The sequence below is a fragment of the Congregibacter sp. genome, assembly GCF_045107095.1.
In the GTDB taxonomy this organism is placed as follows: domain Bacteria; phylum Pseudomonadota; class Gammaproteobacteria; order Pseudomonadales; family Halieaceae; genus Congregibacter.
The window spans coordinates 16,490-30,186 of record NZ_JBGCFU010000098.1; the positions used below are offsets into that span (position 1 = coordinate 16,490).

The 13,697-nt window shown below is 55.3% G+C and carries 15 protein-coding genes and 1 other RNA gene; 4 read left to right on the plus strand and 12 right to left on the minus strand.

All coding sequences use genetic code 11. The features are described 5' to 3' along the window. Together topA and AB8B76_RS12630 are read right to left on the minus strand one after the other, a co-directional pair. Positions 1-2,727 carry a type I DNA topoisomerase gene (topA, locus tag AB8B76_RS12625; RefSeq protein WP_405272970.1) on the minus strand — a complete coding sequence of 909 codons (2,727 nt, stop codon included), beginning with the start codon at positions 2,725-2,727 and terminating at the stop codon, positions 1-3. A gap of 129 nt (positions 2,728-2,856) precedes the next feature. Next, positions 2,857-3,315, minus strand: a complete 459-nt coding sequence (locus tag AB8B76_RS12630; RefSeq protein ID WP_405272972.1) for a hypothetical protein — start codon at positions 3,313-3,315, stop codon at positions 2,857-2,859. A gap of 152 nt (positions 3,316-3,467) precedes the next feature. Here AB8B76_RS12630 and AB8B76_RS12635 point away from each other — a divergent pair, with 152 nt between their 5' ends. Further along, complete coding sequence (locus tag AB8B76_RS12635) at positions 3,468-3,899, plus strand: universal stress protein (protein ID WP_405272973.1); 432 nt, start codon at positions 3,468-3,470, stop codon at positions 3,897-3,899. 37 nt (positions 3,900-3,936) lie between these two features. Here the strand turns inward: AB8B76_RS12635 and AB8B76_RS12640 are convergent, their stop codons facing one another. Further along, positions 3,937-4,254: a glutaredoxin family protein gene (locus AB8B76_RS12640; protein ID WP_405272975.1), complete on the minus strand. Its 318-nt coding sequence runs from the start codon at positions 4,252-4,254 to the stop codon at positions 3,937-3,939. Between AB8B76_RS12640 and AB8B76_RS12645 the strand changes: the two genes are divergently transcribed. Continuing rightward, positions 4,253-5,035: a TrmH family RNA methyltransferase gene (locus tag AB8B76_RS12645; RefSeq protein WP_405272977.1), complete on the plus strand. Its 783-nt coding sequence runs from the start codon at positions 4,253-4,255 to the stop codon at positions 5,033-5,035. The genes AB8B76_RS12640 and AB8B76_RS12645 overlap by 2 nt on opposite strands. Positions 5,036-5,051: 16 nt before the next feature. Here the strand turns inward: AB8B76_RS12645 and AB8B76_RS12650 are convergent, their stop codons facing one another. From AB8B76_RS12650 to ffs, 9 genes are all read right to left on the minus strand, one after another. Then, complete coding sequence (locus AB8B76_RS12650; RefSeq protein WP_405272979.1) at positions 5,052-6,227, minus strand: vWA domain-containing protein; 1,176 nt, start codon at positions 6,225-6,227, stop codon at positions 5,052-5,054. Positions 6,228-6,250: 23 nt separating this feature from the next. After that, on the minus strand, positions 6,251-7,096 hold the full coding sequence (locus AB8B76_RS12655; protein ID WP_405272981.1) for an AAA family ATPase: 846 nt from the start codon (positions 7,094-7,096) through the stop codon (positions 6,251-6,253). Positions 7,097-7,211: 115 nt separating this feature from the next. After that, positions 7,212-7,574 (minus strand): hypothetical protein, encoded by a 363-nt coding sequence (locus AB8B76_RS12660; protein ID WP_405272982.1) that lies wholly within the window; start codon positions 7,572-7,574, stop codon positions 7,212-7,214. After that, positions 7,564-7,869 (minus strand): YcgL domain-containing protein, encoded by a 306-nt coding sequence (locus AB8B76_RS12665; RefSeq protein WP_405272983.1) that lies wholly within the window; start codon positions 7,867-7,869, stop codon positions 7,564-7,566. Before AB8B76_RS12665 ends, AB8B76_RS12660 begins: the two co-directional genes overlap by 11 nt. Before the next feature lie 2 nt (positions 7,870-7,871). Then, a complete protein-coding gene (gene rnd, locus AB8B76_RS12670; RefSeq protein WP_405272984.1) occupies positions 7,872-8,984 on the minus strand; it encodes a ribonuclease D in 1,113 nt (370 codons plus the stop codon). Beyond that, positions 8,981-9,589: a recombination mediator RecR gene (gene recR / locus AB8B76_RS12675; protein WP_405272985.1), complete on the minus strand. Its 609-nt coding sequence runs from the start codon at positions 9,587-9,589 to the stop codon at positions 8,981-8,983. The genes rnd and recR overlap by 4 nt, the downstream gene beginning before the upstream one ends. Beyond that, a complete protein-coding gene (locus AB8B76_RS12680) occupies positions 9,589-9,912 on the minus strand; it encodes a YbaB/EbfC family nucleoid-associated protein (RefSeq protein ID WP_405272987.1) in 324 nt (107 codons plus the stop codon). The genes recR and AB8B76_RS12680 overlap by 1 nt, the downstream gene beginning before the upstream one ends. Positions 9,913-9,972: 60 nt before the next feature. After that, on the minus strand, positions 9,973-11,676 hold the full coding sequence (gene dnaX, locus AB8B76_RS12685) for a DNA polymerase III subunit gamma/tau (RefSeq protein WP_405272991.1): 1,704 nt from the start codon (positions 11,674-11,676) through the stop codon (positions 9,973-9,975). 117 nt (positions 11,677-11,793) lie between these two features. Continuing rightward, an RNA gene (gene ffs, locus AB8B76_RS12690) (signal recognition particle sRNA small type) lies at positions 11,794-11,890 on the minus strand. A gap of 230 nt (positions 11,891-12,120) precedes the next feature. On the opposite strand from ffs, the gene AB8B76_RS12695 reads away from it, so the two are divergent. Both AB8B76_RS12695 and AB8B76_RS12700 read left to right on the plus strand, forming a co-directional pair. After that, positions 12,121-13,287, plus strand: coding sequence for an efflux RND transporter periplasmic adaptor subunit (locus tag AB8B76_RS12695; protein WP_405272989.1), 1,167 nt, complete (start codon positions 12,121-12,123; stop codon positions 13,285-13,287). Positions 13,288-13,289: 2 nt separating this feature from the next. After that, the coding region (locus AB8B76_RS12700) for an efflux RND transporter permease subunit (RefSeq protein WP_405272990.1) at positions 13,290-13,697 on the plus strand (408 nt) is incomplete at its 3' end.

Genomic DNA, 13,697 nt, shown 5'->3' on the forward strand with positions numbered 1-13,697 from the left:
TTAGGACGCCGGAGAAGGTTTTGCCTTGGCTTTCGCCTTGGCCTTCGTCTTCGCTTTAGTCTTTGTCTTGGCTTTCGCCTTGGCCTTGGGCTTTCGTTTTGGCGGCTCTTCTATTTGCCAGCGTCCACCGTCGTGAAAAGCCTTCCAACCCGTCGCCTTGCCGTCCACCTCAGTCATTACATATTGTTCTTTCGTCTTTCGACTGTAACGGATCTGTGCGGGGTTACCGCTACCATCTTCGACAGGGGCGTCAAACAAGAAAGTGTATTTAGGATCGATTTCGTCCTTATGGGGCAGCAGCTCCTTCACCAAAGGGGCACGCGTCTCCCGGTGTTTGGGAAACTGGCTAGCGGCAAGAAACAGACCCGCTGCGCCGTCGCGCAACACGTAGTGATCCTCTACCTTGTCGCAGATGAGCTCGGGCATCTGCACCGGATCCATCTTAGGTGGCGCAGGCTCACCACTGCGCAATAGTTTGCGGGTGTTCTTACACTCGCTATTGGTGCAGCCAAAGTACTTACCGAAACGCCCTGTCTTAAGCTGCATTTCGCTAGCGCATTTATCGCATTCCAACGTGGGGCCATCGTAGCCCTTAATCTTGTACTTACCGAGCTCAACCTCAAAGCCGGAGCAATCAGGATTGTTACCGCAAACGTGTAACTTACGCTCCTCGTCTATGAGATAGCTGTCCATAGCCGCGTTACAAATCTTGCAGCGGTGTTTGCTCCGCAGCAATCGTGATTCGGCCTCATCATCCGCGTCGGCGTCTATGACTTCGTCGCCTGGAATTAGGTTGACGGTCTCTTTGCAGCGCTCTTTCGGTGGCAACGCGTAACCAGAACAGCCCAAAAACACGCCAGTACTTGCCGTGCGGATCTGCATTGGCCGTTCGCAAACCTTGCAGGGGATATCTGTCATCGTGGGAGCATTGGCCTGCATGCCATCGGGCTCAGGAAGCTCCGCGCGCTCTACCCGTTCTTTGAACTCGGTATAAAAGTCATCCAACAACTGGCGCCAGTCCAGCTTGCCGTCGGCGACGGAATCAAGATGCTCCTCCATCCCGGCGGTAAAGCCGTAGTCCAAAAGATCGCTAAAGCTGTTTTCGAGGCGATCCGTGACTATTTCACCCATTTTCTCGGCGTAGAAACGCCGGTTCTCCAGGCGGACATAACCTCGATCCTGAATAGTGGAAATGATCGACGCATAGGTCGAAGGCCGCCCTATTCCCCGCTTCTCCAGCTCACTCACGAGCTTCGCCTCACCGTAACGCGCGGGAGGAGCCGTGAAATGCTGCACAGGATCCAACTTAAGCAAAGAAAGCTCATCGCCCTTTGAAAGATCAGGCAATACCGTATCTTCCGCCTTGCGCCCCTGAGGCGGCTGCACACGGGTATAGCCATCGAAGCGTACGATGCGACCACGGGTCGTGAGATGAAAGTCTCCAGCACTCACCGTGATAGTTGTCGAGGTGTACTCGGCCGCTGGCATTTGTCCGGCCACGAACTGACGCCATATCAGCTCGTAAAGACGCTCCGCATCACGCTCCATATTCTGCAAATGTCCCTGCAGAACGTTCACATCCGATGGTCGAATAGCTTCGTGCGCTTCCTGAGCATTGTCACTGGAAGAATAGCGAGCCGCTTGCTCGGGCAAATATTCCTTGGGGTAAGCACCCTTGATGTAATCCCGACAGGCCTGCACAGCATCTGCACTAAGATTCGTGGAGTCGGTTCTCATGTAGGTAATGTAGCCCGCTTCGTAGAGCCGCTGAGCCAACATCATGGTCTTCTTCACACTAAAGCTCAGACGGGTGCTCGCTGCCTGTTGAAGGGTCGAGGTAATAAACGGCGCCGGCGGCTTGGAGCGCGTGGGCTTGTCTTCACGGTCGCTAACGACATAGTCCGCCTCGGCAAGCGCGTCTCTCGCCGCTATGGCGTCTGTTTCATTGTTTGGACGGAATTTCTCGCCGCGGAGACGCCGTACTTCAAAACGCGCTTTTTCGGCCGCCTTGGTTTCGAGATCCGCATGGATCTCCCAGTACTCCTCTGGGACAAATGCACGAATCTCTCGTTCGCGCTCAACGATCAAGCGTACCGCCACAGACTGCACACGCCCTGCGGACAAACCCCGAGCAACCTTCGCCCACAACAAGGGCGACACCATGTAGCCCACAACGCGATCCAGAAAACGTCGTGCCTGTTGGGCATTCACCCGAGCTTGATCTATACGTGACGGCTGGGAGAAGGCGTCCTGAATTGCCTTTTTGGTAATCTCGTTAAACACCACCCGTTGGTAGCGGTCGTCATCACCGCCAATAGCTTCACGAAGATGCCAGGCAATCGCCTCTCCCTCGCGATCGAGATCCGTTGCGAGATAAACCGTGTCGGCGTTTTCGGCTAACTTACGCAGCTCCGAAACAACCTTCTCCTTACCCGGCAGGATTTCGTAGTTCGCTTCCCATCCTTGGTCAGGATCAATACCCATGCGGCGAACCAACTGCTCACGTGCTCGCGTTTTTTTCTGCACGGCCTTTTGCTCGGGCGACATTTTGCGAGTCTGGGCAGCCTTTGCAGCGCGCTCTTTCGCATCAGTCGTCTTGGCGGACCCTGCCGTTGGTAGATCACGGATGTGGCCTACGCTGGACTTAACCACGAAGTCGTTGCCCAAGTACTTATTGATAGTCTTGGCCTTCGCGGGGGATTCGACAATGACAAGGGATTTACCCATAGGGGTTGTTGGCCTGTTCTCAGTAAAGAAACGTTAATCGTTGTCTACGGCGCTAATCCATAGCGGCAGAAACGATCGAAGGGGCGCATATATATAGCTCCGCCGAGGCTCGGTCAAGGGAATCGATGATCAGAGCGACACAAGATCGTCCCGCCAAGACTCCAGTAAGGCGGCAATTTCGCGCACCAAATCCTCATCACCTTGCTCTTGCCAAAATATCCCGCAGCTCTCTTCAGACACCGCCACGGCCTGTATAGAGACTGGCAGATTCTGTGTAATGCCCGGGGCCGAGACCCTTCCTGACACGCTTCGCCATTCCTGTTGATCACGGTACCAAGCGCGCCGTTCTCGCGGGCTCTTTCGTGACACAGGTAATCTCAATCCGTAGTAAAGCACCTGACGCTCACTCGCGGATAAACGCGCGAGTCGCTCAGCTCCCAACGGCAAATCACGAAACTCCACAAACATTCCTGCGAGCGCCGCGCATTCGCGCAGCCGAGCCTGATGTTTTTGGCGTTTGGTTGGCATGAAATGCCAAAGTGGAGCGAGCGCCAAGAGTAAAACCAGCGCAATAATGGCGTAACCCACAAAAGACTCCCGCTTTCTATTGATCTATTCGATGTTTTCGACACAAATCACTATGTTATAAATAAGTCATGACGAGGCGCATGCTATCAGCAGTGATAGTGAACGCCACCACCAACGACAAGATTGGCAGCAATCAAACGTGGAGAGAGCCTATGTCCAACTACAGTAAAATTCTCATGGCCGTCGATCTCAGCGAAGACTCCGACACCGTTGCTCAGCGCGCGCTGGCGATCGCCCGAAACAACGACGCTTCATTGCATATCATCCATGTTATCGAACCACTGAGCTTCGCCTATGGGGGAGATATCCCCATGGACTTCTCCGGGATTCAGGATGAGATCCATCAACAAGCGGACCAGCAGTTAGAGAAATTCGGCACCAAGCACGGCGTCGAAAAAGATCGTCGACATGTCGTACTGGGACGCCCCGAAGTGGAAATTCACTCTATGGCAGAAGAGATAGGCGCGGATCTCATCGTAGTAGGCAGCCACGGCCGTTACGGTTTGGCGTTACTCATGGGCTCTACAGCGAACGGCGTTCTTCACGGAGCCACTGTTGATGTCCTGGCTGTTCGGGTCGGCTAAAAACGCATGCACACGCCGCGAATGGCCCTTAGCCCCGCTAAGATTGAGCTGCGAACCCAGAGTCCCTTAGAAACGCCACGAGTGCAGGCCCATCGAACGGCCAGCGCAACTCAAAATCAGCGTCCGTTGCGTTTGCCGTGGGCAAACTGAGTACAGGGATTAGCCAGCCATACTTCTGAAAAAGCGCATCGTCGTTGGCAATGTCCACAACCTGCCATGTAAGGAGCGGGGAAGTTTCCTTAACCACCCGCAGCAGCGCCTCCGCCTCTTCGCAGAGGTGGCAGCCCTCGGTGCTATAGAGAATCAGGCTCACTTCGTCCATCATTCCGCCTTCTTTGGCACACGAGCTTAGCATGGGTGACAACCGCAAACCGCAGCGACAGGAGAGACGACGCTTTCTCACAGTCTACGGACGCAACGCTGTTCTGGAAGCACTTGAAGATCCGCAGATGGACTGCCGAATCCTGCATTTAGCAAAAAGTAACCGCAGCGGTGGTGTCGTCAAAGAGATCCGGCGCGCTGCGCAGTCACGAGGTCTCGACTACCGCGAGCACAGTCGCGAAGAACTGGCGCGCATTTCTCGCAATGGACGCCAGGATCAGGGGGTTGCTCTGGATGTTTACTGTCCCGCGATGCGTGAGCTTGACGACTACCTCACAACCCTGAACACCCTGAGCGACGCGCCCCAACGCCTTTTGGCCCTCGACGGCGTCACTAACCCCCAAAATATGGGAATGGTGATTCGCAGTGCTGCCGCAGCCGGCGTCACTGGGGTTCTTTATGCCGATCGCGGTAACCCTGCGCTAGGCCCATTGGTTATTAAAGCCAGTGCAGGAACCGTGTTTCGTGCCCCGCTGCTGCGCTGCCAAAGTATTACGCAAGCCAGCAGAGCACTCTGTGACTCAGGTTTTGAGTTGTACCGACTTCAGGCAAAGGGCTCACGCAGCTTGTTCGACGGCAGCGGTTTTTCAAGGCGCGCTCTTTTTGTTCTCGGCGGTGAATCCCACGGAATCTCAAAAGAGCTCAGTGAGCTCCCTGGAGAAAATCTGTCAATACCTATGCAGAACGGCGTGGAGTCCCTTAATGTCGCTGTAAGCGGTGCTCTCGTGGCTTACATTGCATCCACAGGTAAATGAAACACTCCGCCCCGGGCTAACGGGACAGGTACGTCATCGCGTCTTCGAGTCCCTTGAGTGTCAGGGGATGCATCCGCCCTTCCATGAGCTGGTGAGTAATCGTAATCGACTGGGTGTACTCCCACTCTTCCTGCGGGACAGGATTAATCCACACCGCCTTGTCATAAGTTTCCAGAACGCGGCGCATCCAAACCTCGCCACTTTCCTCGTTCCAGTGCTCTACGGAACCACCAGGCTGCATGATTTCGTAGGGGGACATCGAAGCGTCACCGATGATGATCACTTTGTAGTCATGGGCGTACTTATGCAGGATGTCGAGCATGTTCGTGCGCTCTGCGTGCCGGCGTACGTTGTTCTTCCACACGCTTTCATAAAAGAAATTGTGGAAGTAAAAACTCTCCATGTGCTTAAACTCTGTACGCGTCGCCGAGAATAGCTCTTCGCAAACACGCACGTGGGGATCCATAGAGCCGCCCACATCAAAGAACAGCAACACTTTCACCGCATTGTGCCGCTCCGGCACCATACGAATGTCCAACAGCCCGGCATTTCTCGCCGTAGAGCGGATAGTGTCATCGAGATCTAACTCGTCAGCTGCACCGTTGCGTGCAAACTTGCGCAGGCGGCGGAGCGCCATCTTGATGTTCCGGGTACCCAGCTCCACGCTGTCGTCGAGATTTTTAAAATCCCGGCGGTCCCAAACCTTCACCGCTTTGCCGTTACCCCCGTTGGGGCCGACGCGAATACCCTCGGGGTGGTAGCCCTCTTGCCCGAAGGGTGAGGTACCCCCGGTACCGACCCACTTATTCCCGCCTTCGTGCCTCTTTTTCTGTTCTTCCAGGCGTTTTTTGAATTCTTCGATGAGCTTTTCGAGCCCGCCTAAAGACTCTATCTTCTCTTTCTCTTCCTCTGAAAGCTGCTTCATAAACTCGCTGCGCAGCCAGTCATCCGGAATCATCGCCTCGATTACATCATCGAGATCCTGAAGCTCTTCAAAGTGGGCGCCGAAAGCCTTATCAAAGCGATCGAAGTACTTCTCGTCTTTGACAAGGCAAGTGCGACTAAAGAAGTAAAAGTCATCGGCACTACCAAAGGCCACATGCTTACTCAGGCCTTCGTAGAGATCCAGGAGCTCCCGAGTGGTGACGGGAATCCCAGCGTCACGAAGAGAACTGAAGAAATTTATCAACACGCCGTAACCCTCGACTTCGCCGCTTAACGCGTCTCTCGACGATGCATAAACGCAAGTCTTTCAAGGAGGTGTACATCCTGCTCGTTCTTCAGGAGCGCACCATAAAGCGGCGGTATGGCCTTGGATTGATCCCTCTCGCGAAGTATCTCATCGGGAATGTCGTCCGCCATCAACAGCTTTAACCAGTCAATGAGCTCTGACGTGGAGGGCTTCTTCTTAAGCCCCGGAACGGAGCGGAGGTCAAAGAATACTTCCAAGGCTTCTTGTACCAGAGTCTGCGTGATCTCCGGATAGTGGACATCAACAATACGCTGCATCGTGCTCTTGTCCGGGAAGTTGATGAAGTGGAAGAAACAGCGGCGCAAAAACGCGTCGGGCAGCTCTTTCTCGTTGTTGCTGGTAATAATAATGATGGGGCGGCGAGTCGCTTTAATGGTTTCGCCGGTTTCGTACACAAAGAACTCCATGCGATCGAGCTCAACCAGCAAATCATTTGGAAACTCAATGTCGGCCTTGTCCACCTCGTCGATAAGCAGAACCACCTGCTCTTCAGCCGTAAACGCTTCCCAGAGCTTACCTTTCTTGATGTAGTTTTTGACGTCGTGAACTTTATCATCACCCAACTGGGAATCCCGCAGACGGGATACTGCGTCGTACTCGTATAAACCCTGCTGCGCCTTGGTGGTGGACTTGATGTGCCACTGAATAAGGGGCATTCCCAGGCCGCTCGCAACCTCTTCGGCTAGCATGGTTTTGCCCGTGCCTGGCTCCCCCTTAATCAACAGGGGGCGCTGAAGAGCGACGGCCGCGTTTACGGCCATACTCAAATCTTCGGTCGCTACGTAACGCTCAGTACCTTCAAACTTCATTGACGGGGCTCCACTTTGAGAAAACTGATATCAACGGCTTTCCAGCCGCCGACGAGAAATAATAAGGGGCGCAAGAGTACCCAACAGTACTAAGGCACGGCAAGTTACTGGCAATTCACGCCTCTGCTTCGCTCGGACTCTGTCTCCGACTCAGAACACCCAGTAGCAATGCCAGACAGACGCCAACGACACCCGCTATCGCGGTAAACATCAGTAGCGGCCGCAACGCATGCTCAGCTGCCTCCTGACCCTGACTCAACCATTGAAAAGCCAATACCACCAGTGCCGGTGCAAAGGTATCCGCCTCGGGCTGTATTAAGGCCGGCGTGAGCAATAGGCTAAGCACCGGCAGCGAAATCAACAATTTGACCCCCAGCGAACGTTTCCGAAGCAACCAATAGTTCATGAGGGCCACAGCAAGTATTGCAGAGAGCGAGTAAACAATTAGAGCGCTGAGATAGGCGCTATCAGTGAGCATCCAAAGCCCCCTCTTTCTGTTGTGTATTCTGTCGCGGATCAAGGGTGGGCTCCGGCGATGACCCCGGCGGCATTTGCACATAGAATCCTTCGGACTCCAATGCCGCCAGCACCGTAGCAGCATCTGCCAGCGCTAGTTTCCGCGATGATTCCAGAGCAAAAACCAGTGCGGACTCTGGACTCCCAAACATTGCCAACAAGGTTTCCGGGACGCGGGCCAAGCCTTCTTCGCGCTTAACAAATAGATACATACCTTCTTTTTTCGGGCTGCGGAAGACCTCACACAAAAGCTTCATCGTCAGGCAGCTCCAGGTAACGAATCACGCAAAGGCGCAATCACAGCAGTAGCCCGCCAACCCTGCCAGCGCTCAGGCTCAGTAATGGTTGCACCCGACGCTTCCCGGATAAGTAACTCCAAGTCCGCGGTGGAGATAAGAATTTCTGGAGCGACCACTAGCTCAGCCGCAATATCTTTGGCGACGCTACGGAGCGCCTTCAATAAGTTACGCTGTGGGGGAGCCAAAGGCGCCGGCAAAGCCTCAGGAAGCTCCTCTTCTGGAACCGCCAAGGCTTTGTGGACGCAGGCGATCAATGTAGATCCCTGTTTTCGTAGCACCGACGCGGGCAACGCATCAAGGCTGGCAAGAGCCTCAAGGTCTTCAGGCATCGCCTGAGCAATGGTGATAAATGCCTTGTCTTCAACTATCCATCCTCTGGGCTTGTCGACGTTGCGCGCGAGATCTTCCCGCCACACGCATAGTCGGCGCAGCGCTTCCAACTGGCGTCTTGACAAACGTGACGCTGATTTCACACGTCGGTAAACAAGTCCTTCTCGTTCAAGAAGCAAACGAATCGCCTCTGCCCCTTCATCCAGGATCCATTCCATGCGATCTTGTTTCCGGGCCTCTTCCTTGAGAATCGCCCACGCTGGCACCAGCTCCAGTACGTCCAGCGCTGCGTAATGGCATTGGGATTCACTCAAGGGACGCTGTAGCCAGTCTGACCTAGTCTCCCCTTTCTCTAACTCAACGCCGAGGAGCTGCTCCACGAGCGCTCGGTAACCAACACCAAACCCCTTGCCCAGCAGCGCCGTAGCCCGCTGGGTATCGACCAATGGTGATGGCACAACGCCCAACCAATGGCGAAACACTTCCAAGTCTTCACTGCAGGAGTGAAGTACTTTGACGCACTCGCGATTTGTCATCAGCTCGCGGAGACCACCAAGCTCGCTAATTTGCAGAGGGTCAATCAACCAGGCATGGTCGTCGGAGCATAGTTGCAGCAGCGCCACGTGCGGGTAATAACTGTTACGCCGCATAAACTCCGTATCTACCGCAATCTCGGTAACACCCCTTAGGCTCGCCAGTACAGCAGCCAGGGCTTCATCGCTCTCGACGAGAGTCCAGTTCATGATCCGGGCACCGGCTGCCGGCCAGAAAAAGCATGGGCCAACGTTGATCCATCAACATATTCCAGCTCACCGCCCAAAGGCACTCCATGAGCGATACGCGACATGCGAGGAATCAGTGGTTCAAGCATACGAGTGATGTAGTAAGCCGTGGCTTCACCTTCAACCGTGGGATTGGTCGCGAGAATAACCTCCTGCACCTCACCATCTCTCGCAAGGGCTTCGAGTAACGGCAATCCAATCTCCTCCGGACCTATTCCATCGATGGGTGAAAGGTGGCCCATGAGTACGAAATATCTTCCTCGGTATCCTCCTGCCTGCTCGATAGCCAATATGTCTCCCGGTGTTTCGACAATACAGAGCAAGGAAGGATCCCTGCGCGTATCCGCACAAATACCGCACAACACAGACTCTGCAAGATTTCTGCATTGCTGACATCGCCCGACTCGCTCGACTGCATCCGCCAAAGAGCGGCTTAAGGCTGAGGCGCCCTCTCGGTTTCGCTCAAGGAGATGCAGCGCCATTCGTTGCGCTGACTTTGGACCGACCCCCGGGAGGCATCGCAGAGCCTCGATCAGAGCGTCCATAGCAGGACTGAAACGATGCATCAGAACGGAAACTTAAAACCGGGCGGCAGGGACATCCCCCCGGTGAGATCCTGCATAGCCTTGCGATTTGTCTCTTCGACGCGCCGCACGGCATCATTGACGGCGGCAGCGAGAAGATCCTCCAGCACGGCCTTGTCTTCGCCAAGAACACTGGGATCGATCTTGACGCGGCGCACGTCATGGCGGCCCGTCATAGTGACTGTCACCATCCCCGCGCCAGACTCACCGACAACTTCCAGATCGGCCATCGCTTCTTGCGCTTTCTGCATATCAGCCTGCATCTTCTGCGCCTGCTGCATGATGTCACCTAAGCCGCCCTTCATATTCTTCGCTCTCCAGTCATCAAACAAAACGCCAAAACAACCGCTGCAGCGGTCCTGACATCACGGGACATCGACGGTCACCGAGTCTTGCAGTACTTTGGCGTCAAAGTCTTTCACCAACTGCATAACTTCCGGATCTTCATTGATCTCCGCCACCGCCACCTCGTGACGCTCGGCTTCCAGTCGCACGCGGCGCATGGCGGGCGTCTCCTTGGAAACAGCCCCGGGAGTGATAGAAACCACGCAAGGCTCCTCTTGCCACTCTGACAAGGCTTTGGCAACAACCGCTACGTGGCGCTCGTTGAACAAGTTGGCGCGATTCTCATCAAGAACCAAGCGCCAGGACGTGCCGTTAACAGCTTCGATTTCACAGTGCGACGCGATATTCAGTGCGCTCCCGCTTAGCCCAAGAGCTTCAAGTATCTGGTACCAGGGAGGATGCCCGCCCTGAATGCCAGCTTCACTTTCGCTTCTACTTGCGCTTCCACTTACGCTTCCGCTCTCGCTTATGACCTTTGGAGTTTCAGGCTTGCCAACTGCGGGTATGACCTCAGGCTTTGAAGCCTCACTCACCACTGCCGCCGGCGGCGGCTCAGGCTTTTTTGCGGCGTCGTCGACCTCCGGGGTCGACATTGGAAGCTCAAGCAAATCTTCGGCAGTTAAACCTGGATCCAGCACTCCGACGGGCCGGAAGGCCAGCAATCTCAGCGCGAGCATTTCAAACGCCGCCCTTGGGTCGCTCGCGTGCACCACTTGCGGCCGTGCGTTGTGTGCCAGTTCATAGAACAGCTGAACATCCTCTGCGGTCATCTTTCCAGCGAGTTCAGCTACACGCTCAGCATCACCAAACTCGGGATCAATGGCACCGGGCACTGCCTGCGCCAGAGCGCAGCGGTGCAGCACGCTGGCTAACTCATCAACCGCAGACGAAAAATCCACGCCCTGCTCATCCATCTGAGCGCAAGCATCGATTAATAGCCTTGCGTCATCGGCCAACAAAGCTGAGAGCAGGTCATATACGTGACGGCGATCCACAGAGCCCAGCATAGAAGCCACCTCGGCATCACGAAGGCTGCCGTCGCCAAAGGCAATAGCCTGATCCGTAAGACTCAAAGCATCTCGCATGCTGCCCGCAGCCGCTCGACCTAATTGCCACAGCGCGGCATCATCGAAATCAACCTGCTCCTGCGCCAGTACATCGCGTAAATGCTCCACCACACGCTGCGCAGACATGTTTTTCAGATTGAATTGCAGACAGCGGGACAGAACCGTAGCCGGAAGCTTTTGCGGATCCGTGGTGGCGAGAAGAAACTTAACGTGCTCCGGAGGCTCTTCCAGGGTTTTCAAAAGTGCATTGAATGAGTGCCCGTAAAGCATGTGTACCTCATCGATAAGGTAGACCTTGAAACGAGACCGGGTGGGTGCGTACTGCACGTTATCTAGGAGCTCTCGAGTATCCTCGACCTTGGTGCGCGAGGCGGCATCGACTTCAATGAGGTCAACGCTGCGCCCTTCGCTGATTTCAACACAACTCCCACACTCACCACAGGGCGTTGCACTGACGCCCTTCTCACAGTTAAGACTGCGAGCCAAAATTCGCGCGATCGTGGTTTTTCCAACACCGCGCGTGCCGGTAAAGAGGTAGGCATGATGAAGCCGATTGCTGTCCAACGCGTGGCGCAGGGCCTGCAGAACGTGCTCCTGGCCAACCAGGGCATCAAATGTGGCCGGACGCCATTTTCGCGCCAGCACCTGATAGGACATGTTTTTCCCGTTATTGGACGACCCGAAAACCGGTCCGTCATCTCTGACCATAATGGCACGTGGTACGAGCAGCGCTTAACTATAAAACACGCCTTACCCGAGCCGAAATGGAAGCGGCCCGGACAGCCACACCCCGGCACATGTACCAGCAATTACCGTTGCTCCCTTCCGGGCCTGGCGGAGTTCACTGCCTGACATTGCGAGGGGACCGCCCGGGCCACCCTAAAACCCCCAACTAGCGGGGACGCGCATTGTCGCCAAAAGGTCCCTCGGTAGCAAGGCGCAGCGTCACCTCAGCGCTCTGTGCAGAAAATGTCCAGTACACACAAGCCTTTCGACAAAATCTCAAGCAAACGCATCCCGTGCTCAGCAAACCGCGTAGATGTTAATACTTGTAACATAAATGTTATGATCTCTAACATAGACAGAAACCGGACTAACATCATGGTTGCCAAACTATCATCTCATCGCTGGACAAGCAGTGCCCTCGCACTGATCGTCGCGATGCTTATCACCACCTCGGTAACGCTGGCATTGCATGCTCGCGTCTCGGCCGATGAGACGCCGAATCTCCGCCCACCTATCCCCGTTGCGCAAACGCAATTTAACGAGCAATCGAGCTTTGAGCGCGAACAAAAGTTTTTAGGCCTGGTACAGGCCGCTAGTCGCAGCCAGGTAGGGTTTGAAGTGCCCGGTGCAATCGCCGAGGTCTTGGTAAATGAAGGACAGGCGGTGGAATCTGGCGCGCCACTTGCCAAGCTTGATACACAATCTCTAGAAGCTCGACGACGTGCTGCCGCCTCTACCGTTGATCAAGCGAGTGCTGAGCTAGAGCTAGCTAGCGCGCGAACCGTACGTCAGGCCCCGCTTGTTGAGAGCGGCGCTATTTCAGCGCAGTTGTACGACGACACACGACTGGCTGAAAAAGCAGTACGTTCGGCCTTAGCTGCCGCCGAGGCGCAGCTTCAAGCTCTGGACATCGACATGGAAAAATCCATCCTCCGAGCGCCCTACGCTGCGAGAGTCGGCCGACAGCTTTTGGATCGTGGCGCAGTCACACAGCCTGGAGCTCCCGTGTTTACCCTTACATCGCTACAAAACCGCGAAGCACACATCGGGGTGGCTGTGGAGCAAGCACAATTCTTGACCGTGGGAGACGCCTATGAACTACAGTGGCGAGACCGCCAACTGCGCGCTCCGCTTATCGCTGTACGCTCTGACGTAAATCCAGTCAGTATGACTACCGTTGCGATCTTTTCTATGCCCGGTGATATCGACGCCTTCGATGGTGAACCGGTGTCCGTCAGCCTACCCCGAACTGAGCCAGAAACGGGTGGCTGGCTCCCTCTTTCAGCGCTCATGGAAGGTGAACGGGGGATTTGGACAGTACTCGTTTTACGAAAACTGGAAGGTGGCACTCTGGCGTTGCGGGAGGTCGTTGAGGTTCTCCATGTAAGTGGTGATCAAGCCTACGTACGAGGTTCCGTACGAAATGGCGATTCCCTCGTTGCAGATGGCGTTCATCGCATTGCTCCCGGAACTCTCGTGGCGCCGCTCGGGGCCCGGGATGCGGCCCTTGCACAGCCGCATAGTGACAGCCGGGAGCCCTAAGCATGCTCGCCAAACTGCTCTACTCTCACAGCCGTTACCTATGGTTGACCGTGATTGTCATTCTGATGGTAGGCGCAGCCAGCATGCGCTCCTTAGGACGACAGGAGGACCCGACAATCACAAATTTTGTGGCGACGGTAACGACGTTTTTTCCAGGTGCCGAACCCGCGCGAATTGAGGCGCTTGTGAGCAAGCCTCTGGAGCGAGAGCTGCGCGCCATTGCGGAGGTGGATGAAGTACAGTCGACGTCCTCCACCGGTGTTTCATCTATTGTAGTCGAGCTGTACGACACCCTGGAGCCCAGCGCCATCGAAAGAGCCTGGTCGGAAGTACGCGACGCGGTTGACGATGCGAGTCAGCAGTTCCCCGCGGGCGTCGCCGCTCCGGTTTTCGATAATGACCGCACCACC

Bases quoted from the DNA above. Each gene is read 5' to 3' on its own strand.
- AB8B76_RS12680 (WP_405272987.1), bottom strand. From the start codon at position 9,912: ATGAAGGGCGGCTTAGGTGACATCATGCAGCAGGCGCAGAAGATGCAG.
- AB8B76_RS12660 (WP_405272982.1), bottom strand. From the start codon at position 7,574: ATGCTCACTGATAGCGCCTATCTCAGCGCTCTAATTGTTTACTCGCTC.
- AB8B76_RS12665 (WP_405272983.1), bottom strand. From the start codon at position 7,869: ATGAAGCTTTTGTGTGAGGTCTTCCGCAGCCCGAAAAAAGAAGGTATG.
- AB8B76_RS12655 (WP_405272981.1), bottom strand. From the start codon at position 7,096: ATGAAGTTTGAAGGTACTGAGCGTTACGTAGCGACCGAAGATTTGAGT.
- AB8B76_RS12635 (WP_405272973.1), top strand. From the start codon at position 3,468: ATGTCCAACTACAGTAAAATTCTCATGGCCGTCGATCTCAGCGAAGAC.
- AB8B76_RS12640 (WP_405272975.1), bottom strand. From the start codon at position 4,254: ATGCTAAGCTCGTGTGCCAAAGAAGGCGGAATGATGGACGAAGTGAGC.
- AB8B76_RS12645 (WP_405272977.1), top strand. From the start codon at position 4,253: ATGGGTGACAACCGCAAACCGCAGCGACAGGAGAGACGACGCTTTCTC.
- AB8B76_RS12695 (WP_405272989.1), top strand. From the start codon at position 12,121: ATGGTTGCCAAACTATCATCTCATCGCTGGACAAGCAGTGCCCTCGCA.
- dnaX (WP_405272991.1), bottom strand. From the start codon at position 11,676: ATGTCCTATCAGGTGCTGGCGCGAAAATGGCGTCCGGCCACATTTGAT.
- recR (WP_405272985.1), bottom strand. From the start codon at position 9,589: ATGCATCGTTTCAGTCCTGCTATGGACGCTCTGATCGAGGCTCTGCGA.
- topA (WP_405272970.1), bottom strand. From the start codon at position 2,727: ATGGGTAAATCCCTTGTCATTGTCGAATCCCCCGCGAAGGCCAAGACT.
- rnd (WP_405272984.1), bottom strand. From the start codon at position 8,984: ATGAACTGGACTCTCGTCGAGAGCGATGAAGCCCTGGCTGCTGTACTG.